This window comes from Limimaricola variabilis, assembly GCF_034371605.1.
Taxonomy (GTDB): Bacteria; Pseudomonadota; Alphaproteobacteria; order Rhodobacterales; family Rhodobacteraceae; genus Limimaricola; species Limimaricola variabilis.
The window spans coordinates 94,301-119,839 of the sequence record NZ_CP139695.1; the positions used below are offsets into that span (position 1 = coordinate 94,301).

20 protein-coding genes, 4 pseudogenes and 1 other annotated feature are annotated in these 25,539 nt (G+C 62.2%); of the genes and pseudogenes, 9 read left to right on the forward strand and 15 right to left on the reverse strand.

Going from position 1 to position 25,539, the window contains the following annotated elements; genetic code table 11:
• Positions 1-33: 33 nt before the first annotated feature.
• The 6 genes from htpX to T8T21_RS19865 form a co-directional block, all read right to left on the reverse strand.
• Positions 34-954 (reverse strand): protease HtpX, encoded by a 921-nt coding sequence (gene htpX, locus T8T21_RS19840; RefSeq protein ID WP_322338194.1) that lies wholly within the window; start codon positions 952-954, stop codon positions 34-36.
• Between the two features lie 3 nt (positions 955-957).
• On the reverse strand, positions 958-1,536 hold the full coding sequence (locus tag T8T21_RS19845) for a nucleotide exchange factor GrpE (protein WP_322338195.1): 579 nt from the start codon (positions 1,534-1,536) through the stop codon (positions 958-960).
• Positions 1,537-1,562: 26 nt separating this feature from the next.
• Positions 1,563-2,972 (reverse strand): DegQ family serine endoprotease, encoded by a 1,410-nt coding sequence (locus T8T21_RS19850; protein WP_407660156.1) that lies wholly within the window; start codon positions 2,970-2,972, stop codon positions 1,563-1,565.
• A 63-nt stretch (positions 2,973-3,035) separates the two neighbouring features.
• Positions 3,036-3,545, reverse strand: a complete 510-nt coding sequence (locus T8T21_RS19855; protein WP_322338196.1) for an Hsp20/alpha crystallin family protein — start codon at positions 3,543-3,545, stop codon at positions 3,036-3,038.
• 32 nt (positions 3,546-3,577) lie between these two features.
• Positions 3,578-3,973 carry an Hsp20/alpha crystallin family protein gene (locus T8T21_RS19860; RefSeq protein ID WP_322338197.1) on the reverse strand — a complete coding sequence of 132 codons (396 nt, stop codon included), beginning with the start codon at positions 3,971-3,973 and terminating at the stop codon, positions 3,578-3,580.
• 24 nt (positions 3,974-3,997) lie between these two features.
• Positions 3,998-4,438 carry an Hsp20/alpha crystallin family protein gene (locus tag T8T21_RS19865; RefSeq protein WP_322338198.1) on the reverse strand — a complete coding sequence of 147 codons (441 nt, stop codon included), beginning with the start codon at positions 4,436-4,438 and terminating at the stop codon, positions 3,998-4,000.
• 319 nt (positions 4,439-4,757) lie between these two features.
• Here T8T21_RS19865 and T8T21_RS19870 point away from each other — a divergent pair.
• A pseudogene (locus tag T8T21_RS19870) lies at positions 4,758-6,116 on the forward strand (IS3 family transposase).
• 76 nt (positions 6,117-6,192) lie between these two features.
• On the opposite strand, the pseudogene T8T21_RS19875 reads toward T8T21_RS19870, so the two are convergent.
• Together T8T21_RS19875 and T8T21_RS19880 are read right to left on the reverse strand one after the other, a co-directional pair.
• A pseudogene (locus tag T8T21_RS19875) lies at positions 6,193-6,404 on the reverse strand (transposase); the annotation flags it as partial.
• 49 nt (positions 6,405-6,453) lie between these two features.
• Complete coding sequence (locus tag T8T21_RS19880; RefSeq protein WP_322338199.1) at positions 6,454-7,479, reverse strand: SAVED domain-containing protein; 1,026 nt, start codon at positions 7,477-7,479, stop codon at positions 6,454-6,456.
• Positions 7,480-7,814: 335 nt separating this feature from the next.
• Positions 7,815-7,873, forward strand: a sequence feature (sul1 is cis-regulatory element that is thought to sense ions involved in sulfur or methionine metabolism; They are found in Alphaproteobacteria).
• A 68-nt stretch (positions 7,874-7,941) separates the two neighbouring features.
• On the opposite strand from T8T21_RS19880, the gene T8T21_RS19885 reads away from it, so the two are divergent.
• Positions 7,942-9,423 carry a SulP family inorganic anion transporter gene (locus T8T21_RS19885; protein WP_322336321.1) on the forward strand — a complete coding sequence of 494 codons (1,482 nt, stop codon included), beginning with the start codon at positions 7,942-7,944 and terminating at the stop codon, positions 9,421-9,423.
• A gap of 13 nt (positions 9,424-9,436) precedes the next feature.
• The gene (locus T8T21_RS19890; protein ID WP_322336322.1) at positions 9,437-10,288 is read left to right on the forward strand and encodes a universal stress protein; all 852 of its coding nucleotides are present in this window, start codon (positions 9,437-9,439) and stop codon (positions 10,286-10,288) included.
• Positions 10,289-10,327: 39 nt separating this feature from the next.
• Here T8T21_RS19890 and T8T21_RS19895 read toward each other — a convergent pair whose 3' ends face one another.
• From T8T21_RS19895 to T8T21_RS19905, 3 genes are all read right to left on the reverse strand, one after another.
• Positions 10,328-11,353, reverse strand: coding sequence for an IS1595 family transposase (locus T8T21_RS19895; RefSeq protein ID WP_322336323.1), 1,026 nt, complete (start codon positions 11,351-11,353; stop codon positions 10,328-10,330).
• 132 nt (positions 11,354-11,485) lie between these two features.
• Positions 11,486-11,983 (reverse strand): hypothetical protein, encoded by a 498-nt coding sequence (locus T8T21_RS19900; RefSeq protein ID WP_322338200.1) that lies wholly within the window; start codon positions 11,981-11,983, stop codon positions 11,486-11,488.
• Complete coding sequence (locus tag T8T21_RS19905; protein ID WP_322338201.1) at positions 11,980-13,221, reverse strand: nucleotidyltransferase domain-containing protein; 1,242 nt, start codon at positions 13,219-13,221, stop codon at positions 11,980-11,982. Before T8T21_RS19905 ends, T8T21_RS19900 begins: the two co-directional genes overlap by 4 nt.
• A 262-nt stretch (positions 13,222-13,483) precedes the next feature.
• Here T8T21_RS19905 and T8T21_RS19910 point away from each other — a divergent pair, with 262 nt between their 5' ends.
• Entirely contained in the window at positions 13,484-14,743 is a 1,260-nt protein-coding gene (locus T8T21_RS19910) for an IS256 family transposase (RefSeq protein ID WP_322337585.1), read from the forward strand.
• Between the two features lie 84 nt (positions 14,744-14,827).
• Positions 14,828-15,298 (forward strand): cupin domain-containing protein, encoded by a 471-nt coding sequence (locus tag T8T21_RS19915; RefSeq protein ID WP_322338202.1) that lies wholly within the window; start codon positions 14,828-14,830, stop codon positions 15,296-15,298.
• A 650-nt stretch (positions 15,299-15,948) separates the two neighbouring features.
• Here the strand turns inward: T8T21_RS19915 and T8T21_RS19920 are convergent.
• The 4 genes and pseudogenes from T8T21_RS19920 to T8T21_RS19935 all read right to left on the reverse strand — a co-directional run.
• Positions 15,949-17,094: a ParB N-terminal domain-containing protein gene (locus T8T21_RS19920; RefSeq protein ID WP_322338203.1), complete on the reverse strand. Its 1,146-nt coding sequence runs from the start codon at positions 17,092-17,094 to the stop codon at positions 15,949-15,951.
• Positions 17,094-18,488: a ParA family protein gene (locus T8T21_RS19925; protein WP_322338204.1), complete on the reverse strand. Its 1,395-nt coding sequence runs from the start codon at positions 18,486-18,488 to the stop codon at positions 17,094-17,096. The genes T8T21_RS19920 and T8T21_RS19925 overlap by 1 nt, the downstream gene beginning before the upstream one ends.
• Before the next feature lie 125 nt (positions 18,489-18,613).
• Entirely contained in the window at positions 18,614-19,588 is a 975-nt protein-coding gene (locus T8T21_RS19930; protein WP_322338205.1) for a helix-turn-helix domain-containing protein, read from the reverse strand.
• A gap of 584 nt (positions 19,589-20,172) precedes the next feature.
• Positions 20,173-20,475, reverse strand: a pseudogene (locus T8T21_RS19935) (integrase core domain-containing protein); the annotation flags it as partial.
• Positions 20,476-20,552: 77 nt separating this feature from the next.
• On the opposite strand from T8T21_RS19935, the pseudogene T8T21_RS19940 reads away from it, so the two are divergent.
• The 4 genes and pseudogenes from T8T21_RS19940 (at position 20,553) to T8T21_RS19955 (ending at position 25,443) form a co-directional block, all read left to right on the forward strand.
• Positions 20,553-21,777: pseudogene (locus T8T21_RS19940) on the forward strand (IS3 family transposase).
• A 455-nt stretch (positions 21,778-22,232) separates the two neighbouring features.
• Complete coding sequence (locus T8T21_RS19945) at positions 22,233-23,216, forward strand: TAXI family TRAP transporter solute-binding subunit (RefSeq protein ID WP_322338206.1); 984 nt, start codon at positions 22,233-22,235, stop codon at positions 23,214-23,216.
• A complete protein-coding gene (locus tag T8T21_RS19950) occupies positions 23,213-25,120 on the forward strand; it encodes a TRAP transporter permease (RefSeq protein WP_322338207.1) in 1,908 nt (635 codons plus the stop codon). The genes T8T21_RS19945 and T8T21_RS19950 overlap by 4 nt, the downstream gene beginning before the upstream one ends.
• Before the next feature lie 74 nt (positions 25,121-25,194).
• Positions 25,195-25,443 carry a hypothetical protein gene (locus T8T21_RS19955; RefSeq protein ID WP_322338208.1) on the forward strand — a complete coding sequence of 83 codons (249 nt, stop codon included), beginning with the start codon at positions 25,195-25,197 and terminating at the stop codon, positions 25,441-25,443.
• The last annotated feature ends 96 nt before the right edge of the window (positions 25,444-25,539 follow it).

Here is a 25,539-nt window from a genome sequence, read left to right on the forward strand (position 1 = left end):
AACTCCGAACGGTCGAACAGACCGAACACCTCGTCAAAGTCGCGCACGTCGTCCGCCGCCGCGGTGGAGGGAGGCGCCATGGGCGCGCGCCCGCAGCGCCGCGATCCGCGCCTCCAGCGGCGGGTGACTGGCGAAGAGCGCCTGCACGCGGCCCGCGTCGAAGGCCATGGCGCGCATCTCGTCGGGTAGCGGTGGGGCGTGCCGTAAGTGCCGCAACCGCTCCAGCGCGGCGATCATGTTGTCGCGCCCGGCCAGCGCGGCCCCGCCGGCGTCCGCGCGGAACTCTCGCCAGCGCGAGAACCACATGACGATCGCCGTCGCCAGCACGCCCAGCACCATCTCGGTCACCAGCGAGACGATCCAGTAGCCCGGCCCATGGCCGCGCTCGACCCGTAGCACGAGCCGGTCGACCAGGAACCCAGCCAGTCGCGACAGGAACACCACGAAAGTGTTCACCACCCCTTGGATCAGCGCCAGCGTCACCATGTCGCCATTCGCGGCATGAGCGACCTCATGGCCGAGCACGGCCTCCACCTCCTCCTGCCGCATATGGGCAAGCAGGCCGGTGCTCACCGCGATCAGCGCCGCGTCGCGCCGCCAGCCGGTGGCGAAGGCATTGGGCGACGGGTGATCGAAGATGCCGACCTCGGGCATCGCGATCCCGGCGCGCAGCGCCTGATCCCGTGCGGTCTGCAACAGCCAGCGCTCGGTCGGATTGCGAGGGGCTTCGATCACCCGCACCCGCATCGTCGCTTTGGCCATCGGCTTCGACAGCACCAGCGAGACGAGCGAACCGCCGAAGCCGATCACCGCAGCGAATACCAGCAGCGCCGTGAGATCGAGATCGACGCCGTTCGCGGCGAGCAGCCCCTCGATCCCCAGCACCCGGAAGGCCAGCGACAGCACGAGGAGCACCGCGAGGTTCGTGCCAAGGAACAACGCCAGCCTCAGCATGGCTCAGCCCTCCTGCCGTCCCGGCGCGGCGCTGACCGTCACCCGGGCGGGGCGGATCAGCCGCCGGCCGATGGCGTAGCCCGGCCGGTGCAGCACCAGCACCCGCCCGGCCTCGACGCCGTCCTCGACCCGGGTATCGATGGCCTCGTGATGGACCGGGTCGAAACCCGTGTCCTCGGGCGCAATGATACGCACGTCGAGGGCCTTCATCGCGGTCTCGAAACAGGCCCGGATGCGCTCCAGCCCTTCGAGGTGCTGCGCCACGCGCTCGTCCTTGGTATCCGGTCCGGACCGCGCGGCCTCGATCCCGAGCGCCAAGGCGTCGAAGCCAGGCGCCAAGGCCTCTATGGCGAGTGCGATGCCGTGATCGCGCCCTTCGACGCGGGCGATCTCGGCGCGCTTGCGAGCGTTCTCGGCCTCGGCCATGGCGCGCTTCCAGCGATCGGTCAGGTCCGCGATCTTCTCGTTCACCGTTGCGGTGTGGTCCGCCCCGGTGCCCTCGGTAGGCTGCACCGCTGCATCGATCTGCGGCTCCTGGGTATCGGTATTGGCTTCGTCCTTTTTGATCTCGAGCTCTTCCATGTCAGACCTCCTTTCCTGCTTGGGGCTCAGCGCATCACCAGAAAGATCCGGGCCGAGCCGCGCTGGACCGTCAATGCGAGCGCCCCTTCGACCCCTGCCAATTGCCGGCGCAGCTCGACCAGCGATCCGACCGGGGCACGGTTCACCGCAAGGATCACGTCGCCAGCCATCAACCCCGACCGCGCCGCGCGGCTGCCGGGATCGACCCGCGCCACCAGCACACCCGGTTCGCCGCCGAACATCGGATCACCCGGCTCCAGGTCACGCAGCTCTGCGCCTGACAGCCGATCCATCGCCCGATCATCCGTGAGCGAGGCGACCAGCCCGCCCTCGCGCAACTCGGCCTCGACCGTCACCGCATCACCGTCGCGGATCACCTCCAGCTCGACCGGGCTGCCGATCCGCTTCAGGCCGATCTGGCTGCGCAGGTCGGCCGAGCCCGCGACCGGGCGGCCATCGACCGAGACGATCAGGTCGCCGGGCTCCAGCCCTGCCTCCTCGGCGGCGCTGCCGGGTTCCACCTGCGTCACCACCGCACCGAGTCCAGCCTCGATCCCCAGCGCTTCGGCGAGGTCCGGTGTGAAATCCTGAATCATCACGCCGAGCTGGCCGCGCCGCACCTCGCCGAACTCGACCAGCTGATCCATCACGGCGTGGGCCATATTGGCCGGAACGGCGAATCCGATGCCGACATTGCCGCCAGAGGGCGCGATGATCGCGGTGTTGATGCCGACGAGCCGCCCGTCGAGCGTTACTAGTGCCCCGCCCGAGTTGCCAGGATTGATCGAGGCATCGGTCTGGATGAAGTCCTCGTAGCCGTCGACGTTGAGGCCGCTGCGCCCCAACGCGCTGACGATGCCGGATGTGACGGTCTGACCCAGCCCGAACGGGTTGCCGATGGCGAGCACGTAGTCCCCCACCTCCAGACGGTCGCTGTCGCCGAGTTCCAGCTCGGCGATATCCTCAGCTTCGATCTGCAAAAGCGCGATGTCGGTACCGGGATCGCTGCCGACCAGCTCCGCCTCGAAGCGGCGGCGGTCCTTCAGCGTAACCACGATCCTGTCGCCCTCCGCGACGACGTGGTGATTGGTGAGCACGTAGCCTTCCTCGGCGTCGACGATGACGCCCGAACCCGCACTCATCTGCTGGCGTGGCGAGGGCTGGGGCATCGGCGGCAAGTCGAAATAGCGCCGGAAGAAGGGATCGGCGAAGAGCGGGTTGCTCTCCACGTCCTGTCGCGTCTCGACCGAGATGTTGACCACGGCGGGCGTCACCTCGGCCAGAAGCGGCGCGAGGGTCGGCAGGCCGTCATCATTCAGGAACAGCGGGCGATCGGGCGTCTGGGCCACCATGGGGTTGGCGGCCAGCAACGTCATGCAGAGCGCCGCCAGCCAGCGACGCAGAGCGATCCAGGGGCTGGGCACGGGACCGGGCATCGTCTCCTCCTTGACTAATGAAGCGAGCTGGGCGCCCGGTCGCCACCGGCCGCCCGAACGGGCTCAGGCGGCCTTGACGGGGATGCGCTTGACGCGCGCCTGCGCCTCGGCGGTCTTCGGCAGGCTGACCTTGAGCACGCCTTTTTCGAAGCGCGCCTCGGCCTTGTCGGCATCGACCCCCGGCGGCAGCGGAATGGTGCGCGCGAAGGCACCAAAGGAGCGCTCGGACAGATAGACGCCCTTGCGCTTTTCCTCGTACTCGACCTTCTTCTCGCCTCGGATCGTCATCACGTCGCCGGACAGAGAGATGTCGACATCCTCGACATTCATGCCGGGTAGTTCGACCGCCACCTCGATGCCGTTATCGGTCTCGGTGACGTCGGCGCTGGGACCGAACAGGCCGATCGGGCCGCGCTGGCCGTTCCGACCGTTATCGACCTTGTGCCAGAACTCCTCGAACACGTGGTTGATGTCGCGTTGCAGCATGGCGAGCGGGCTGGTGGTGCCGCCATCGCCATTGGCCGGGGTCTTGGGTTTCTCACGACCCCAGGGAATGAGATCGCTGATATGCATGTCGTTTTTCCTCCTAGGTTCGGGTCAGGACGTCAGTTCGCCCTGACCTTGATCTTCTTCGGCTTGGCCTCGGGCGCGCGTGGCAATTCGAGCCGCAGCACGCCGTGCTTGAAATCGGCCTTGATCTTCGACTGGTCGACCTCGTCAGACAGGGTGAAGACCCGGACGTAGTCGCCCTCGCGGTACTCGGTCGACAGCCGCCGGTAGCCCTCAGGGGCGTGCGGCCGCACCTTGCTTTGAAGCGTCAGCACCTGCCGCTCGAGCGTCACGTCGACATCCTCGGGCGCGACGCCGGGCATGTCGGCCATGATCACGGTGGTGCCGTTCGTCTCGAAGATGTCGACCGCCGGGGTGAAGCTCATCGCCATGCGGTCCTTGCCGGTTTCGGCCATCTCGCGTCCTTCCTGACGCGCAACTTCCTGTGCCATGTTCTCCTCCTTTCTCCTGCGATGTCAGGACGACTTGATCTCGATGCGCTTGGGCTTGTCCTCCTCGGGGCGCTGCATCTCCACCGTCAGCACCCCGTTCGCGAACCGGGCCTCGACCCGGTCGGGGGCGATGCGGAACGGAAGTTCGATGCTGCGGGAGAAACGCCCCTGCGGGCGCTCGCGGCGATGCCATGTCGCGTCCTCCCCGGTCTGCGGCTCGGGATAGTGCCCCGACAGCGTGACGATGCCGTCCTTCACGGTGAGTTCGATATCGTCCTGTGACAGCCCCGGAAGCTCGGCGGTCAGCACGATGCTGTCCTCCCCGGCCCAGAAGTTGATCGCGGGGTGGCCGTCACGCGGTGCCGTGCCGAGCCCATCGAACATGCGGTTCATGTCGCGCTGCATCCGCCGCATGTCGGCAAAGGGGTCCGCCATGCCGAAGGGCGCAAAGGATGTCTGAAGCATTGGTCTCCTCCTTTCCTGTGGCGTCCATCTGTCGGATCGCGGGGCCGCGGCAGCACGCGCCGCGGCGGCGCACGATCGATCGATGCGAGGATGTCCCGGAAAGGCAGGTTGCAGGGCGGAGCACTGCTGTCGGCCGGCGCGCCTCATGGCACCGCCGCCAGATCGGCAGTCGACGGGAAGGCCGCGATGCGCCGAACCTCCGTCTGTCCACTACCCGGGGACCCGCCTCCGGCATCCCCGAGGCGCATGTGGGAATCGGGAAATCTGCTGTCAAGCCCGGATCTGGAAAATCGGCTGAAGGCCGCCCACATGCCGATCGATAGCGCAGTCGCTGGTGAAGGACATCCGTCGGCGCACCCGGAAGCACCATTCGGCCGAGGAAAAGATCCGCATTGTTCTGGATGGGCTGCGCGGCGAGGACAGTGAGCCATGTCGCGCCATCGGTCCAAGCGACAATGGCGAATGCCGAACTCTGCCGGCGCGAGGGAATCGCCACGAGCCTCTACTACAGCTGGTCGAAGGAGTTCCTCGAGGCCGGCAAGAAGCGGCTCGCGGGCGACACGGCCCGTCAGGCCACCAGCCCCGAGGTCAAGGAGCTGCGGCACGAGGCCTCGGCACTGAAGGAGGCAGTGGCCGATCTCACCCTGGAGAACCGCCTGCTCAAAAAAAGCATGCTCGGGGATGGGGGAGACGAGGCATGAGATATCCCGCTTCCGAGAAGCTCGAGATCACCCGGCAGGTGGAGCGGTCACACCTGCCGGCGAAGCGGACGCTCGACATGATCGGCGTGCCGCGCGCGAGCTTCTACCGCTGGTATGACCGCTATCTGTCGCCGGGCCCCGCCGGGCTCGAGGACCGGCCCTCGCGACCGAGCCGGGTCTGGAACCGGATTCCCGACAAGGTGCGCAAGCAGATCGTCGATCTGGCCCTGGAGCAGCCCGAGCTGTCACCCCGGGAGCTCGCCGCCCGCTTCACCGACACCCGGCGTTACTTCGTGTCCGAGGCCAGCGTCTACAGGGTTCTGAAGGCCCACGACCTGATCGCCAGCCCCGCCTTCGTGGTGATCAAGGCAGCGAACGAGTTCCACGAGAAGACAACCCGGCCCAACCAGCTCTGGCAGACCGACTTCACCTATCTGAAGGTCATCGGCTGGGGCTGGTTTTACCTCTCGACCATCCTCGACGACTACAGCCGCTACGTCGTCGCCTGGCGGCTCTGCACAACGATGAAGGCGGCGGATGTGACCGCGACGCTGGAAGATGCCTTGGTCGCCTCGGACTGCGATCGGTCCACCGTCGCCCACCGGCCCCGGCTGCTCAGCGACAATTGCAGCAGCTACATCTCCGGGGAGCTGGCCGGTTGGCTCGGTGACAAGGGCATGGACCATGTGCGCGGCGCCCCGAACCACCCCCAGACCCAGGGCAAGATCGAGCGCTGGCACCAGACCCTGAAGAACCGCATCCTGCTCGAGAACTACTACCTGCCCGGGGCGCTCGAAGAAGCCGTGGCGGCTTTCGTCGACCACTACAACCATCACCGCTACCACGAGAGCCTCCGCAATCTCGCCCCTGTCGACGTCTATCTCGGCGGGGCCGACACCATCCTCAATCGACGAAAGGAGATCAAAGCCAGGACGATCGAAAAGCGCCGTTCGCTGCATCGCCAGACGGCGGCATGAACCGAAACCCGAACGAGCCAGACCCTCCATTCGACATCAGGCCACCGTGTCCCAGATCATCTGACGACGGACACGGAACCCGCGCCAGTTCCTTCTTCAGGCGCCGGATCTCGGTGCCTTTTCCGCCTCGCCTGATGACGCCTTCGCGAGCCTCTTCTTTCGGGCATAGAGCGAATACGGGCTGACCCCGAGCCGCTATGGCACCTCCCTGACCGGGTAGCCTCGCTCGGTGATCTGCGCGACCACGTCCTGCTTGAACTCGTCGCCGAACCTGCTGCTGCTCATCATGGCCTCCTTGCCTCAAAATTAGCGAAAAAGGCGTTCACAAGGCACGGGGTTATTCAATCCTATGCCGCCGTATGAAGCCCGATGGTGTTTCATCGTAAACGTTGAAAGGCGGATGGGCCTTCGGCTGCCAGACACGCCCGAATTCAATAGCGCAGGTGGTGGGCACGGCCGGAAAGACAGACACGCAAGCGTCCGGTCCATGCTCTGTCTTGATTTCGTCGAATACCCGACCAGCGAGCTTTCTGTAGTCACTCAGCACAGACTGACTGCGCAGCACGCTTGTGCCAAATTCAGAACTGCGAATTTCCCAGATCGAGACATCTTCGCCGAGCACCGACGTCACGCGGCTGTCTGGAATCTCCGCCGAAACGGCGAGCTTCAGCGCTACCTGCTTGTGCGCAGAATTGCCCTTCCGTCTTTCAAACGAGATATCCGGAGAGTCGTTCGGCCAAACCCAGCTTGGATGAGGCCCGCGATGCCTACCGAAAACCGTGACGTCGCTGAGGTCGGATAGCAATCGGCCGAGTTCCATGAGCAAGGGGATGGGCGCGAAACCGAATACGGCAAGATGCTCCAGTTCGCCGTCCCTGAAGCGACCCCGGATCTCTCGGTCGTAGACCCTGTGGAGGTTGGTCAGCTCGGTGTCGTAGTAGTTTCGGTCGGAATCCTTGTGCTCGAGCCCTCGGATCGAGATGTCGATCGGATTTCGATCCGCGATAACGAACTGTGGGATCATGGCTCGTGCACAATCTTGGCGAGGGATGGCTGTCTCGTTGTCGCCAATTGCTGCCGAGATTCGAAGGATGTGTGCCCGTGGCGCGTGAGGGAATTCAAGGGCCCTGGCAATTCTTTCTTCGTGTCGCCGCTTCATGTCCAGCAGCGTCTCGACGGTATAGATGTCCAACTTGTTTCTGTCGTCGATCTCGTCGTGATGAACCGCACACATCAGCATGAGGTTGTCCGGGTCGTCCGAGAGTTGAAGTGACAATACCTGATCACCCCTCGGCCCTTTCGGATCGGAGGCAACAATGTGCGCAAGAAGGGCATGGTTCTTTCGCAGGTCTCCGGTAATCAAGTCACCATCGAGCTGCTTTCCGCAGTTGGGGTAGGAGCATCGACCTGCGGCTCGTCCCCACACAACCATACGCGTCACTGGCTTTGGGCTATGCCCCCGAGACATTCCGCAGCTCCTTCTCAGAACCCGCTTATCCACCAAAGAAAGCAGATCACCAAATCCGTGAAATCCAGAATAAGTCCTCTCGAAAACGGAGACCATTCGCGCTGCCGTGCGTGCCTTTGCGCGCGCCCTTGAAGGCAGCCGCGATCCTTGTCGGCCTCTTCTCCGTATGATCCCGAGTGGGTTGATCTGGTTGCACTCTGGGAGGCCACCCGCTATCTGCGATCCAATCATCTGGACCCGGGGTGCGATCCCTGGGTGGCTCTCCCGGCCGCCGATCCGCCGGGCCAACCAAGATTATCTGCAAAGATGACCGGTGCGGCATAGCCGCCGAACCGGACAGGAACGGAACACTTAAACATGAACCTCGACGCCTACCGACGCCAATGGCTCGGTAACGTGCGCGGCGATCTGCTCTCCGGCATCGTCGTCGCGCTCGCCCTCATTCCCGAAGCGATTGCCTTCTCGATCATTGCCGGCGTGGACCCCCAGGTGGGTCTCTACGCCTCGTTCTCCATTGCCGTCGTCACTGCCATCGCCGGCGGCCGGCCGGGCATGATCTCGGCTGCGACAGCCGCCACGGCTGTGCTGATGGTGACACTCGTCGCCGACCACGGCCTCGAATACCTCTTGGCGACCACGGTGCTCGCCGGCCTTCTCCAGATCGCTGCCGGTTTCGCGCGGCTGGGGCACCTGATGCGCTTTGTCTCGCGCTCGGTGATGACGGGTTTCGTCAACGCGCTCGCCATTCTGATCTTCATGGCGCAGATCCCGGAACTGACGGGGGTGCCTTGGCTCACTTATCCGCTGGTCGCGGCCGGCCTCGGGATTATCTACCTCTTTCCCTATCTCACTCGGGCCGTGCCCTCGCCGCTGGTGACGATCATCCTCCTGACGGCAGTGGTGATGGTCATGGGCTGGGACGTCCGCACCGTCGGCGACATGGGCGCGCTGCCCGACACGCTGCCGGTCTTCCTGATCCCAGACATTCCGCTCAATCTCGAGACGCTCGCGATCATACTACCCTATTCGGCGGCGGTGGCCGTCGTCGGGCTGCTCGAGAGCATGATGACCGAGAATATCGTCGACGATCTGACGGACACGGGGTCGGACCGGAACCAGGAGTGTATCGGCCAGGGCCTCGCCAACACGGCGACGGGCTTTATCGGCGGCATGGCCGGCTGCGCGATGATCGGGCAGTCGATGATCAACATCAAATCCGGCGGCCGCGGACGGCTCTCGTGCTTCGCGGCCGGTGTCTTCTTGCTCTTGATGGTGGTCCCGCTTGGCGAACTCGTGGCGCAGATTCCGATGGCCGCGCTCGTGGCAATCATGATTATGGTCTCGATCGGCACCTTCTCCTGGTCCTCGATCAAACAGCTGAAGACGCACCCTCGGTCTTCGTCCATCGTCATGCTCGCGACGGTGGCGGTCGTGGTCTACACCCACAACCTCGCCATCGGCGTGCTCGTCGGCGTGCTGCTGTCGGGTCTGTTCTTCGCGGGCAAGATTGCGCAGCTGTTCCGGGTCTCCTCGTCCCTGTCTGAGGACGGGCGCGTGCGGACCTACCATGTCGAGGGGCAGCTCTTCTTCGCCTCGGCGGAGGATTTCATGGACGCCTTCGACTTCAAGGAGGCCGCTGACCGCGTGGTGATCGACGTGAGCCGCGCGCATATCTGGGACATCTCCTCAGTTGCTGCCCTCGACATGGCCGTGCTCAAGTTCCGCAGGGATGGCTCTGAAGTCGAGATCGTCGGCATGAATGAAGCGTCCGAAACCATCGTCGACAGGCTTGCCGTGCACGACAAGCCCGGCGCGATGGACAAGCTGATGGCGCATTGAGGGAGGAGACGTCATGACCAAGAAGATTATCGCCCTGGTAGACGGCTCCGCCTACTCGAGGAGCGTCTGCGACCACGCCGCATGGATCGCCGGATGCGGCGACTATGCGGTCGAGCTGATGCACGTGCTCGGTCGGCGCGAGAGTGGCGCGGGATCGGACCTCTCCGGCGCAATCTCCCTCGGCGCACGCAGCGCCCTACTGGAGGAGCTGTCCAGTCTCGATGAGCAGCGCGCGAAACTGGCCCTTACGCGCGGCCGTGCCATCCTCGAGGACGCAAAGGCGCTTCTCGACGACGCGAGTGTCCGTGCGACGGAGCACCTGCGCCACGGGGATCTGATCGAGGCGATCTCCGAGAAGGAAGGCGGTGCCGAGATGATCCTGATCGGCAAACGCGGCGAGGCCGCCGACTTTGCAAAGGGGCACCTCGGCTCGAACCTGGAGCGCGTGGTCCGTGCCGCGTCGAAGCCTCTGTTCATCGCGTCCCGGGCATTCCGCCCGATCGGCAAGGTGCTCATCGCCTACGACGGCAGCGCGAGCGCCATGCGTGCGGTCGATTACGTGGCGCGCTCTCCGCTCTATGCGGGGCTCGGGATCAGGATCGTCACGGTCGGGTCCGAAACGGAGGCGACGAAGAAAGGGATTGAGGACGCGAAGGCTCTGCTCCTGGCCGCCGGGCTCGAGGCGGAGACGGGCATCCTTCCCGGCCAGCCGGAGGAGGCCCTCGGCAAGCTCATCGACGAGGCCGGGGTCGATCATCTCGTCATGGGGGCCTCGGGGCATTCCCGTCTGCGGTCGCTCTTCGTGGGCTCGACGAGCCTCGAGATGATCCGCACCTGTAAGGTGCCGATCCTGCTGGTGAGATGAGCCTACGAGTTCGGACCGTGGAGGGATGCGCACTTCAGGCTACGGCCAGTATAGCCCGTATTCCTTCGAGCGGCGGATCTGCTTTCCGACCGCCCCCTGAAGCAAGACGCGCATCTGGTCGGCCACAGGGATCGGCTTCCAGATTGTCGTCGATTTCTCCCGGTCGATGCCGGCCTTCGTAGTCCATTGCTTGACCACTTCCCGGACCGGGTCGCGATGGTTCCACCGCCAGACAATCTCGTCGAGGTATCGCTGGAGGTGCTGTCGACCGAGGTTGTGGTAGACCCCGACCAAAGCGCGCTGCACCTGGGAGATCACTGCCTCAGCCGTGTTCACGTGGGCGCCGGTCTCCGGGTTGGCATACTCTTTCTGGCTGTGGATCACATACTGGTGGTCGGCCATCGTCTGTCCCAGACCCCGGTAGCTCTTGCTTCCATCGGTCATCAGGTTCGTCGTCTCGGGGTCGATCCACTCCAGGAGAACCGGCTCGAGCGTCGCCCTTTTGTCATCGGAAACGACCCTGGCGCGTGTCTGCCCATCGCGAGAGGCCGCCACGAAGATCATCGGCTTCCCAGTGCCCTTGCCGCGTGGATTATAGGCCTCTGACAGGGATTTAGGGGCTCCCCCGACATACGCCTCGTCCACCTCGACGATGTCCTCCAGCGGCAGCAGCTCGGCGTTCCGGTCGTCCATCATTTCCCTGATGGCGTGCCCCATCTTCCACGCGGTCTTCTGGTTCACGCCGAGCAGCCGTGCCATCACGACCGAGGATATGCCCTTGCTCGATGTGAGCACCAGGAACATCGCGCAGATCCAGATACGCAAGTCGAGCTTGGTGCCGTGCATCGGGGTGAGCGTGGTGACCGTGAATTGGAGACGGCAGTCTCGGCACTGGTAGAGCCCCGGTCGGCAGGTCCTTCCGCGCAGCGCCGACGAGGTCGCCGACCCGCAATGCGGACAGTGCCTGCCGGTCGACCATATGATACCCTCCAGGAAGCGTCGCGCGTGCATCTCGCTCGGCATCCGCTTCCAGATGTCAGGGATCGACTTCAGTTCGGTGATCATCAGGGCTCTCCGCTCGTTCCGCCAACCGAGCAATGTTGGCCCGGCGGGTGTTCGGCGAAGAAGAAACCTGGAAAATCGCGCAAAATGCGGCGATATGGCGGAAAAGCTAAGCTAAATCAGAGTCTTGGTCTATTAGCTGCTTTTTCTCGTGGATAAGCGGGTCTCAGAACGGTTCATGCCGGCCCCGATCGAGATGGGCCCGGGAGCATTGGCTCCGCGCCACACTCCGTCAAAATGCCAGAGCTCGTAGTGATGCAGCCATTCCGAAGCCCAAGGGACGATCGTGTCGGAGATCCACATCGAGCTGCGCCACTCGTTCTGCTCCGGGTCGAACAGACAGAGCGCGGAGTCCTTGGGCGATCCCGGGTCGTAGAGCAGGTGCGGTATATCGATCCAGTCGGCTCCGGGCCGAGGCGCGATGGTGGGCTGGCGGACGAACACCAGTGGAGAAATTGTCTTGGCGGGGTTCCAGACGACGACCACCTTGTAGCTCATCTGGAAGCCACGGACCGGGCCGATCCAGGCTACCTGACCGTCCGCGAACACGGTCAACGGCTTCAGCACCGGCCAGACCTTCCGCATACGCTCGACTTGTGCCTCCCGCGATTTCGATCGCTTGGTCGTTTTCATTTCGGCAGGCAACCGGAGTGGAAGTGATGCGCAGGTGCTTTGGACGTCGGCGCCGCCTTCGGGCTGGCTGGTGTCAGCAGGGCGGGGGCGGCCACGAAGCCCTTCGCGGGCTCGAAGGCGCTCGGGATGGACAATCCGCGATGGCTATCGAGGTAGGAGCGGACAGCCTTCTCACTGACCCGTTCCCCGAAGAGTTCATCGAAAATTCTGCGGACCTCGGTGAAGCTCGACGATCGGGCCCGCGCGAGCTCGGCGATGAGGTGCTGGAGGTCATCACGAAAGACACGCAGATCTTCGTTGCTGGCCGGCCAGCGATCGTTGAAGTCCTCGTATGGCGGGGCCGGGTTCTTCTCGTCAAGCGGAACGCCGGTGACCAAGGACGTGTGGACCCGGCGCTCGAGGTCGAGCGCATAGCTCTCCAGCTGAGCGCACAGGCCGTTCTCGTTCGGCGAAACCAATGCCGCGATTTTGGACAGGTAGATCGAGATGGGGCGCTTCAGTCTACGCTTTGCGTAGCGCAGGTTCAGGTAGCGCTTCATTAGTTTGAGCGCGATCACCTGGGGGGCGTCTCGAAGAGGATTTCGAGGCGCCGGCAGGGCATCGATATCCGCATCAGCCATGATCGATCTGGTGATTAAGCGATCTCTGATCCCCATATTCGCCCGCATTGCCTTCACGTGGTCACTGAAGGCGCGGCTCGGGAGGGCTACCTGCTTCTGGAACCAATCGGCAAAGCCATAGGGGTTGGCCGGGAAGAGCAGATCGTCGCCGTCGTCCGGGCTGTGGTAAATCACGCCAGAGCGAAGCGGACGAGGCTCTCTGTGAGGGTCCATCGGGGTCACATCCAGATGCATGAATGCGAACTTGAGCTGAATGCACCGCGTGCAGCGCTCGATATCTTGAACGTCGGGGAACCCCTGAAACGCCGTGAACAACTCGTCCAGCACATCCGAAATCGACCACCCTGCGGGCCGCCTGAACTCCAAGATGGCATCGAGATCGAAACGGTCGTCCGTTGCCCCGTCGATGATGGTCGCGCCGATCGCTCGCGAGCCTTGTGCGTATACCAGCGCATTGTCCATGTGGGGACGCAGCGGGCTGGCGGGCCGTTGCAGATGCTCAGGGATCAATCGATAGCGTCTCTCGGCAACTCGATGATCTCGATCGCTGAGTTCGAGCTCAAGTGCCGTTCCGAGTAGCAAAGCGTCAAGGCCAGGTGCAGTGTCATCAAGGGGCATATCGGTCTCCTTCTCTACGAGCTCGTGCAACTGCCTCCCCCAATCAACTTGCCCTGCAATCAATATATAGACAGAACACCCGCATAACAACACTACACATGGTATTTTATACCCCTTATGTTCTCGAATGGCATTCTTGCCTATTAAACGACCTGCGCCAGAAGACGGAGCTATGGCTGAAAATGGGTGATGCGGCCTGAGAAGGCGGCGTATCGTGGCGGGTGCTGAAGCCTGCCAGAACCTCCCGAAGGAGCGATACGCCATGAAGAACGATACTGACATCATCCCGCTTCGTCAGCCCCATTCGCTGGACGATCCCCTGACCGAGATCGCCCGTGAGGGGGCGCGCCGGATGTTGGCTGCGGCCCTGCGGGCGGAGGCGGATGCCTTCGTCGCAGAGCTTGCCGAAACCCGCCTGCCAGATGGGCGCCAGCGCGTGGTTCGGCATGGCTACGGCCCCGAGCGTGAGATCCAGACCGGGATCGGCGGGCTCGCAATCAGGCGGCCGAAGGTCCGGGATCGGTCAGCGGAGAACGAAGCGGATAAGATCCGGTTCACATCCGCGATCCTGCCGAGGTGGGCGCGGCGCTCGCGCAGCTTGGACGCGCTGTTGCCGGTTCTCTACCTCCGCGGCATCTCGACCGGGGACTTCCAGGAGGCGCTCGCGGCCCTGCTCGGCGAGAACGCCCCGAACCTGTCGCCTGGCGTGCTGGCGCGCCTGACCGGTGAATGGGAAACGGAGTATGGGCGCTGGCAGCGCCGCGACCTCGCCGCGCGTCGTTACGCCTATGTCTGGGCCGACGGCGTCTATCTCCAGGCCCGAATGGAGCCGCAGGCCGAATGCATGCTGGTTCTCATCGGCGCGACGCCGGAAGGAAAGAAAGAGCTCGTGGGCTTTCAGGTCGGCATGCGCGAGAGCGCGCAGAGCTGGCGCGAGCTGCTAGTCGACCTCAAGGCGCGTGGCCTGACCTGCGCGCCCGAGATCGCTGTCGGCGACGGCGCGCTCGGGTTCTGGAAGGCGCTCGACGAGGTATTCCCCAGCACCAGGCACCAACGCTGCTGGGTTCACAAGACGTCGAACGTGCTGAACAAGGTCCCCAAGTCCCTCCAGCCCGCCGTCAAAGCCGACCTGCGCGAGATCTGGCAGGCCGAGACCCGTGTCGCCGCCGAGGCTGCGCTGGACGTCTTCGTCGAGAAATACGGCGCGAAATACCACAAGGCCGCAACCTGCCTGACCAAGGACCGCGAGGCGCTGTTGGCGTTCTATGATTTTCCCGCCGCGCACTGGGATCATCTGCGGACCTCGAACCCCATTGAAAGCGTGTTCGCCACCGTCAGGCACCGCACCGTCCGCACGAAAGGTGCGCTATCCCAGAAGACGGCTCGGCTGATGGTCTACAAGCTCGTGCAAGCCGCCGCGAAGGGGTGGCGTCGCCTGAAGGGCGCCAACCAGTTGCCAATGGTGATCGAGGGCGTCAAATTCACCGACGGCGTCCTCGACGCCAAGAACCGCGCCGCCTGATCAAAGCGCGTCACCCAAATTCGGGCATAGCTCTGGTCAACTGTGATAGCCTCATAGAACAGCTGTGACCTGGGAGGACAGATGATGCCAGGTGCCACCCCGCAAGATGGTTGGAAGCAATCTGGAGTCCGCGTGATCAAAGCAGATAGCTTGGACCACAATACACCACAGACTCCGGGGATGGATCGTGCTGCCGCAGTCAATTTCGCGCGCGTCGGGGCGCAGAGGATTTGGGCCGGGACAGTCGACGTGGAGCCCAATGCGAAGACTGGCGCACATCATCACGGGCATCTTGAAAGCGTAATCTATGTTGTGCGTGGAAAAGCTCGGATGCGCTGGGGAGAGCGGTTGGAGTTCGTCGCTGAGGCAGACCCGGGCGATTTCATCTACGTGCCACCTTTCGTCCCCCACCAAGAGATCAATGCCTCGACTGATGAGCCGTTGGCGTGCGTTGTCGTGCGGTCGGACCAAGAACCGGTCGTGGTCAACCTCGACATCGAGCCGGCCGAAGTCGTCGAGGAAGTGCTTTGGGTCGATCCAAATCACCCCACATGATCTGTCTGCAGCGGCACAGACGCCAGCGGCCTGCACAACGCAATGCGCCAAGACAGACAATTAGCCGATTTGCTCAGAATGTCTGCCGCGGGCCGCTCTTCGTTCTGAACGTCAGCAACCGGTGCAATCCGAGACTTCCGCAGCGACAAGATCAGTCGGGGGAGTTGCACCGTTCTGCTCCGCACCCTTTTTGCAGCTGCTCCCGGTCGTATCCGATAACCCATCTTATCGGACATGAGCGTGCTACGCCCAGTGGCATGCCGGACACGTCCGAAATCGCCGCCAAAATCGCCCGCTCCAGCTGGCCCGAACGACCTGCGCGCCACCCTCGGTCACGACCTAGGCGGCCTGAGCCTCGGCTGTGCTCTCATCGGCGATGCGCTTAGCTTGCTTGTAGGCAGCAGGATCGAAGACTACCAGTTCGTGCGTCTGCTAACCCGTTCTCTAGTAGATTGCGATCAACTTGCTCATGCTGGCTCTCCCTTGTTCCTAAGTATAGAGTCCTCGGGATCGTAAGTTTAAGTTCAGAGTGGGCGGCAGTTAACAATCAAGCATCTAATATTGCTGGATAAAAGAAGCTCAAGGATAGCATTGGAAAGCCAACCTTGAGCTTGGACGGTCAAATATCACCTTGGTGATACCGGCCGATATCACTCCACTTCGGGGTTGCCGATATAGTCCACGAGGAGGCCTTGAAGCCGCTCTTGGAATTCCGCCTCCCGGTGTGGCGGGACGTGGACACCCTTCGCGGCCACAGTCATCTTCTTCCCCTTGTGGGCTACCACAACAAGACCAGCGCCCGGGAGGTTGAATCTGATCGGGGTGCGCTTAGCCGCCACCTGCGCGTTCTCGGGTACCCTACCCTTCGCGACACCAGCCTCCTTCTGCTGATTGGCGCACCATTCTCTCACCTGATCCCAAGTGGCATCCCGCCCGAGTTCTGCGAGGATCCTCTCTCGGTTCGCAAGGCACCGGTGCGCATGGGAGACTTTCGGCTGGGTGACACCGAGTCGCTCGGCCAGCGCCCGCTGGCTGAGTTCGATCCCCTCCTCACGGAGCTGGTTGGCGATCTCCCCGATCGAGAAAAGCTCCTCGAGCATAGAGAGATCCTGCCTCATCGTATTCTCGGCGAACCGCTCTTCAAGGTCAGCAGCCCGGGTGCTGAGGGCAATCCCTTCGCCACCGAGCGCTGACGCCGCATCAGTCACGATGACAGCAAGCACCGGAATACCCAGCTCCTTGCAAACAGCGAGGCGTCGTCGCCCTGACTGGACGACGAACTTGTCGTCTGTGCCGATAGCTTCGGGAGACGACGGGCTGGGTTGCCAGCGGGCGTCGACAGGGCGTACTCGAATGGGTTGAGTTTGGCCGCGCAGGCGGATGTTCTCCCGAAGAGCTACGAACTCTGGGTCTTCGAGCCAGCCATCCAGTCGATCAGAGTTGACCTCATCGATGATTTGGTCCGGATTGATACCGACCGACATCATGCCAGAGATGATACGCTTGGCTGTCGTTTGTGTATGGACTTCGACTCTTGAAGTCGCATCGCTAAGGCGCTTCTCCGCATCTTTGAGACGACTGCTCTGCTCACTATCCCCCTGCCCTGCGTCGAGCTCAGCCCTAAGCTTGGCGACTTCAGCTTTAGATCTTTCGAGTTCGGCTTTGAGGATCTCCTGAGCGGTAGCTCCGACCTTGGTCGTTTTCTTCTTAATACCCAGCCGCTCGATCTCAGCGAGTTCTGCCAGTTTAGCTTCCTCACTCATGGGAGCCGCCGGCATGTTGAACCTCTTTCCCATTACCACTTCTCCTCGATGAATTTCTGCGCGTGTCCTTTGGTCGGCAGCGCCCCATTCCAAGCCAAGTCAACGAGCGCATCGTTCACAGCGTTGGCCGTCTTCATGAAGCTGCGGGCAGACGCTCGGCGCTCCCTGGGTGCGTCATACTCATAGATCGATTTGAACTCATCAGCTGCATTGGCCACGGCGTCCGAGCGGCTATACCAGACCTGGGTGAAGAGGTCCGGCTCCCGCGACCAGAGATCCGCGATCTGGCGAACGTCACGATCGTTGGCTTCCTGAACGATCGTCGGGAGAACCGCGTGCCGGCCGAGTGGCTTCTCCTCATCGAAGGGCATCAGATCGAGATACTCGCGAATGTTGTCGGCGTATGATGAGAGCGTGCTTAAGTCAAAGGACTTCATCGTTTGCGGCACGATCAACGATGTCGCGGCCACCAGACCGTTGAGCTGCATGAAAGACAGTGAAGGCTGCTGGTCGATGATTATCACGTCGACAGTTTCGGTAAGGGCCACTTGATACCGATCGGTATCAAAGCTGCCATCCTCCCGCCGAAGGTCAGCGTAGGTAGTGTGGGGCCCATATGCCTCGTCCCACCTACGGATTGCATCTCTTAAGATCGTGGGGACTACGACGCCTTTCTTCGACAACAGGAAAAGGCTCACATCCCCGTAGGGAATGTCGCCGCCACCGGGAATGAAGCGGAGGCCCGGCCACTGGCTCTTCTGCCACATTGCGTCCATTTCTTCGACAGGGCGCTCGATATCCTCGAGGCTCGATGGGTCATCCACCCCCATGAAGTGAGCGACGGTATAAGCTTCGTCGGTATGGATCTCACTGTCAGCATCAGCGAAATAGAGCGTGGCGGTGGCCTGCGGATCGCAGTCGATCACACCCACTCTCAGCCCATAGTTCAGCGTCAGGTATTGTGCGAAGTGAGAGGCGCTGAGCGACTTTCCCGTACCGCCTTTCTGCGCACCGAACGTCACGATCCGGAGCGGATCACCGGGCTGCCGCCAGTAGAGATAGGGTCGTTTCCGATACTGCTGCGTCTGCAGGTGGGCGCGCATGAGCAGCAGATCTTGGAGGGCGTAGGTCCGACCTCCAGAACCGCTCACGATCTCCGGGGCAGGGAAGGTCCGCTCGGTTTCAGGCATCTGTGCGACCGCGCCCATATACTTCTCGCTGACGCCGAATAGCTCACCAACTTCCCGAAGCGAGAAGCGCCGATCCACCCGTTTGCGCTGCGTCAGTTCGCGCTGGAGGCGGCTCTCTGCCACTTCCATGCCGCTGGCCAGCCGGTTGATGAATTCTTTGAGTGTCACGTGGCGCTCTCCTGTTACTTTCTCAGCACCGATCAGGGCGGCGTTGTCCTGCATGTCCTGCATCATCATTTATCCTGTTTCTTCCACTCTGGCCGATCTCGGTGCGTGATACCGGTCGGTATCAGAGTGATTGTTGTTGTGTGTGGGTCACGGTTCAGCGCCTCGACTTGATACCAGCCGGTATCAGTAATCGCTCAAGCCGGGAGTAACCCTTTGACCGCGCATTTCCGGTATCGACTCATATCTGACCGCAGGAGCCGCACGAGGGTATCGGGGGTGGCCTGGATCGCGCGTCCGGCGTCATTCAGCATCTGAGACAGGTGCCGTGCAGTAGGGGGCTGCCGCCAGTAATCTTTCCACGTAGACTTCACCACGATGATGAATTGGCGAAGGTAGTTCGCTGGGGCAGGGGCCGACTGTATCGCCTTCTCCTGCACAGCCAGCATCTTTGCATCGACCGCGACACCGAGGGATGTCCAGAGACTGCTGATCTCAGCCTTGATACCGGCCGGTATCATTGCAGTATCAGTGCTCGGTGCCTCATAGCGTCTCAGCAGATCTTCCGTAGCAGCGACGAGATCAGGCGATGGAGCGCGCTCGAAGCGAGGAAATTGCTCCTTGCCCTTTGCCGCCATCCACTCCTCAACAAGTTTTTTAATTACACACTCCGCCTGCGGCGAAGCTTGCGCGGCAGGTGTCGCCTTGATGTGATGTGTCATGGGGGCAGGGGGTATATGGTTATAATTTGTTTGGTTCTTACATACGCGTTCATTCTGCTGAACGCCTACGCGTTTACTCTGTTGAATGCGGGCGCTTCCCGCTTTTGCCTTCTGCCGGGCCTCGCCGGCGACCCGAACCGCCTTCCGCCACGCCGCCCAGAAGGTCACGAGGATATCGAGCTTCCCATTTCCACCACCACGCCCTGGCTTGCTGGTCGTCTCGATCAGACCCAGCCCGCGCAATTCCTTCATGTGGTTGGTGATGCTCGCTTTGCTTTTGCCCATGAGGTGCGCAAGGTAGGCGTGTGAAGGGTCGCAGAGGCCTGTAGCGTGGGAAGCGTGGGCACACAGGATGATCAGGAGCCGATATGCTCCATCACTCATCTTGATGTGGTGAATAGCGTCAGGGATCGCGGCATATCCGCGTGAGGCGTCGAGTTCGAGTTGCATTTGAGCGCACTTTTTTAGGCTCGGTCAGTCAAAATGACTTGCCGAGGGTTTGGGGGCGCTGCTATGAAAAGGGTGAATGTAGGGTTCTCTTCATAGAGCCTGGGACACGAGAGAGCTCAGATGGTTGCCGCCGTCTGGGCTCTCGTCTCGTCTAGGGCATCGATTACTGCATATTGCCTCGCTAGTTCTGCCGCGTTGGCAACATCACTGCATGAGTGCAGAAGCATAAGCAATCATAAAAACCGGTTTCTGAAACCCCACATTACTCCTCGAGGGCCAGAGATCCTTGCGCTGTCGGCATCCTTGGTCCCTCGGCTTTATTTCAGTGGCGAATTTTTCTTGAAGAAAATTCGAAGCTGTTGCTGTTCTGACACGTCTCACGAGTGGCCTGGTGCGCGTTTGGCGTGAACCTGAGTGGATTTTTAAAGAAACTCACTTATTTTCAGGTCGACACACCTGGTGATGATCGGTTTGAAGCGTCCTGCTATCGAAACGAGGTAGGGCAGGCTGCTCCCAACTGGGTCAGAGGAACCGGTCGACACTAACTTCGGCTTGCATGATGATGGGCTGCTGAAATGCCTAGTGTATGGTCCCGAGATCAAGTGGCACGGCTCTTGGTAGAATAGGTCGGGGTTAGTCTGCCATTCTTGCCCGATGAATTGCGCCGGGGTTAGCCCCTAGAGCGTTTTCAGACGTCGGACTGTAATATAGGCGTCGATAAACAGGGCGAGGTGGCGTTCGAGTTGCGCGTGATCGTCGTAGTGGTAGCGCTTCACCGTGGCGTCTTTGATCGTCCGGTTCATCCGCTCGACTTGTCCGTTGGTCTAGGGGTAGTGCGGTTGGGTCAGCCGGTGCTTGATCCCACTGGCCTCGCAGATCATGTCGAACCGTATGAGCCGTGAGGCGGCTGAACTGGCCCCCGTTTCGACCGGACACTTAGGCATAACGATGGAGGCTTAGGCATATGCCTAAGCACATGCTTATGTCTGACTACGAGATCATTACCGATGGCGGCCGCAGACGCCGCTGGTCTTCGGCCGAGAAGCTTCGGATCGTCGAGGAGACGCTGGAAGATGGCGCCAGCATCTCGGTGGTCGCCCGCCGCAATGGCGTAGCGGCAAACCTGCTGTATCGTTGGCGGCGCCTGATGTTGGATGGGGGAGCCGTGGCCGTGTCCGGAGATGACGACGTCACCAGCAACCGCGCTGTCCGACAGATGGAAGAGCGCATCCGCGAGTTGGAGCGGCAACTCGGGCGTAAGACGCTCGAGGTCGAGATCCTCAAGGAAGCCCTGGACAAGTCGCGGTTAAAAAAACCGATCTGGCTCGCGCAGTCGCAGCTCAAGGGCGGTTCCCGGTGAAGGCCGTAGCTGAGACGCTGGGCGTCTCCCGCTCGAACCTGAATGCACGGCTGAACGGGTGCTGAAAGCGCGTCGGCGCTATCACAAAGCGCAAGACGCGGTGGTCCTCCCGCTGTTCTCGGCGATCGTGGCGGCACGACCGACCTACGGCTACAGGCGCATCGCGGCGGTTCTGAACCGACGGCTTCGGGCCGATGGCGCGGCACCGGTGAACCACAAACGGGTCTACCGCATCATGCAGGCGCACGACCTACTGCTGGCGCGCAGATACACCGAGCGGTCGGAGCAGACGCATGAGGGCAAGGTCATCACCATGCGCTCGAACATTCGCTGGTGCTCGGATGGCTTCGAGTTCACCTGTTGGAACGGCGATGTCGTCCGAGGAGCCTTCATCATCGATGCGCATGACCGTGAGATCATCGCCTGGCGGGCCGTGGTGAACGCCGGCATCAGCGGCTCGGACATCCGCGACATGATGCTGGAGGCCGTCGAGGCCCGCTTCGGAGGCTATCGGGCGCCGCATCCTGTCGAGATGCTCAGCGACAATGGCTCGCCCTACGTCGCCAAGGACACCCGCATCTTCGCTCGACAGCTGGGCCTGAAGTCCTGCTACACGCCGGTGAAGAGCCCACAGAGCAATGGCATCGCGGAGGCCTTCGTGAAGACGCTGAAGCGCGACTACGTCCACATCACGCCGCTGGCGGATGCCGTCACCGTCCTCGAGTTGCTCGACGGCTGGTTCGAGGACTACAACAGCCATCACCCGCACTCAGGGTTGAAGATGCGCTCGCCCCGCGAGTTCATCGCAGCTCAAACCGCAACTGCCTGAGTGTCCGCCGAAACGGGGGCAAGACCAGCGGCGGTGTTGCGGTTGCGAGGCTGCTCGGCGAACTAGATGCCGTAGCACCTATGGAAAGGAGGCCATGGGCGCCACAGAGAGTGTCAGATCTTCTGTGTATGAGTGATCCGGTCCATGCTTCTTCGAAAGGAAGCATGCATGACGATCTCCAAGGAACTGTTGGACGAACTTCTGAAGGGCGTAGAGGGTCCTGAGGACCTGCTCGGCGAAGCCGGGCTATTGCGCAATGCTCCTTGACTGGGAGGCCCCCATTACCGAAGCCCTAACCCTACTTCGTAAGAAATCTAACTATTGACGTGATTGCTTCGCGCCTGCTAAGACATAGATGTCTAAGCTATGTTGCGCGTACCATTTTGCTGGCATGCATGCCAAGCGAAGAGGGGTGAGGAAGAGGCGCGACACAGGGCCACACGGGAGGAAATATTATGCACTTTAAGGCACTTGCACTGACGGTGAGCCTTGCCGCTTCGGCGACGGCCGCTCAGGCAGAATCTCTGAACCTAACCTTGTCTGGTGGTAATCCAGGCGGCCTCTGGTCGCTTTTGGGCGCTGGTGTCGACCGTGCAGCGCAAGCTGCGGATCCCTCTGCAGTGGTGACGTATCAGGCGACCGGAGGAGGGTTCGCCAATATCGGTTTGTTGGGGTCGCAGCGCACCGACCTCGGTTTGGTTCATGACGCGGAGGTGCAACTTGCGCTGGAGGGCGAAGAACCGTTTCGCGAGCCCATTACCAACATGCGGGCCATCGGCTACATGTACAACTGGGCGCCCATGCACTTCTTTCTCGATCGCGACATGGCCGAACAATACGACATCGACAGCTTGGACGACATTGCGGGAAGCGGGGCACCGATCCGCATCGGCATCAACCGCTCGGGCAACATCACCTCGAACATCGCCCTGATGATGCTGGAGCTTGCAGGCGTCACCGATGAGACGCTTTCCGAAGCCGGTGGCCAGTTCGTGCGCGCGGGCGCCAACGAACAGGGCGAGCTGATCCAGGACGGCCGCCTCGACATGATCACCAACGGAATCTTTATTAATCATTCCTCATTCCGCGCGGTGGACCAGAATGCCGACGTGGTTCTGCTTTCGGTTCCGCAGGAAATCATCGAGGCGACGAACGAGCGTTTTGGCACTGGAGAGATGACCATCCCCGCCGGCAGCTACTCGCAGCAGGAAGTAGATGTGAACACGGTGACGCTGGGCGCCCTGCTCGTTGCTACGGACGCCTTGTCCGACGAAGAGGCCTATGCGCTGACCAACGCCCTAATCGACAACATGGACGAGGTACGTTCGGTGCATAGCGCCATGCAATCTCTGACGGCCGAGCTGCTTGCCAAGCCCAGCGTGCTCGAGTTTCACACCGGAGCCGCCCGCGCCTACAGCGAGGCAGGGCTATCACAATGATCGGGCCACTAGTCGCCACCGGTCGCAAAAGGGATCTTGCGGCCGGCCAACAACGCGCCATCGTGGTAGTGGCCGCTGTCTTCTCCGCCTGGGTGATATACGCGAATCTATTCACTATCTCGGATCCGCTGGTTCTGGGCATCCTCTTCGTCTCCGGCATCTATGCGATCATGTTCGCCGCGATCGGCGCCACGCCCGACGCGCCCGACCACATTCCCTTCTACGACATCATCCTCTCGCTGCTCAGTCTAGCTTCGGGTATCTTCTTTTTCGTGAATGCGACTACCATCGCGGACCGCATCAGCCTGCTGGACCCGTTCACGCCCGCACAACTTTTTTTCGGCATCACGCTCTTGCTTCTCACGCTTGAGGCGACGCGCCGGACGACTGGCCTTGGACTCACCACCGTGGTCGTGACCTTTCTGGCATACAACTGGTTCGGGTATCTTCTGCCGCCGCCCTTCGGGCATGGGGTGGATGAATTCGCCTACCTGCTCGACATCCTAGTCTTCACCACGGACGGCGTCTTCGGAGTGCCGATCCAGGTTGTCGCCAGCTATGTCTTCCTTTTCGTCATGTTCGGTACCTTCCTGTCGAAGGCAGGCGGGGGAGAGTTCTTCTTCAACCTCGCGGCGCTGCTGACCGGGCGCACCCGTGGTGGCCCCGCGAAGATCGCGGTGATTTCCTCAGGTCTTTACGGCACGATGTCGGGCAGCCCGACATCGGACGTGGTGGCGACGGGCTCGATCACCATTCCGGTCATGAAGCGGCTCGGCTATTCGGCTCGCTTCGCCGGCGCCGTCGAGGTCGCGGCCTCCACCGGTGGCAGCGCGATGCCGCCGATCATGGGCTCGGCCGCCTTCATCCTCGCCGAATACACCGGCGTCGATTACAACGCGGTCGTCGTCGCGGCCGTGGTACCGGCGCTGCTCTACTACCTCGGCGTCTTCAGCCAAGTCCATCTGCGCGCGGTGCGCGACGACCTGCGCCCCTCCGAGGACGAGATGCCGTCGGTCGCGCAGACATTCCGGACCGGCTGGGTATTCCTGCTGCCGATCATCGGCATCGTGGTCGCGCTGCTCGCGGGTTATTCTCCGACCTTCACCGCCGGCATCGGCGTGGCCGGCGTCATCGCCGCTTCGATGTTGCTCAAGGCGACCCGTCTGTCTCTCTGGCAGATCATCGAGGGGCTGGGCGAGACCACGCTGCGCATCCTGCCAGTGGCAGGCGCCTGCGCCGCCGCGGGGCTGGTGATCGGCGGCCTGTCCATGACCGGCCTCGGGATGAAGGCCGCGAACGTGATCCTGGTGATTAGCAACGCGCAACCTGTACTCACGCTGTTCATCGCCGCTCTGGTGACGATCATCCTAGGCCTCGGGATGCCGACGCCGAGCGCTTATATCCTTGCGGCCGTGCTGGTCGGCCCCGCCTTGGCCCAGCTGGGCTACGCCGTTCTGCAAAGCCACATGTTCCTGCTCTACTTCGCAATCCTGTCGGCTCTGACCCCCCCGATCGCGGTGGCTGCGCTCTCGGCGGCAGCGATCGCGCGAGAGGACCCGTTCAAGATCGCTTTCACGTCGGTGAAGCTGGCTTCGATCGGCTTCCTTGTGCCTTTCGCCTTCGTCTGGAACCCGGCCTTGATGCTTCTGGCCGACCCTGTTTCCAACGTGCTGGCGGTCGTCGGCGGGATCGTCGCAACCTTGGCCATCGCGGTTGCCGTTGAGGCCTTCGCCAGCAAGCCGGTTTCCCCGGTCGAACGGGTTCTGCTGGCAGCGGCCGGTATCGCGGCCATCACGCCATTTGCCCCTGTCGCGCTAGTCGGGATCTTGAGCGGCCTGATGCTCTTGGGCCGACATGTCGTGGCCGGCCGTCGCGGCGGCCTGCATCGGAACGCCACCGGCTAATACCGATGCAAGCCTCCGGCAAGAGAGCGGCCCGGTTTCATCCGGCCGCTCTTTCCCTTTAAAGAGAGACAGACGTGACCCAATCGACAGAAACCGCCGCGCCGCATGCGCCGCAACCGAAATTTTGGAAACGCTGGGTCATCAGCATGCTGGCCGTCTATCCTGCGCTGATCCTCCTCGTGGCACTGACGAGGCCTTTCACCCGCGACATGCCGATCGCGGCCTCGCTGTTCATCGTCGCGCTGCTTCTGACCGGGCTCAACACCGGGCTCATTCTGCCCTTCCTGAACCGCCGCTTCGGTCGCTGGCTAGCAGCATCCTGACCCGCGCGAACGGAAGGATTTCATGTATGTGAAATGTCCTGCCGACGCTGGCGGCAACGATGACAAGTGGATCTCCCATCCATAAGCTTAGATAAC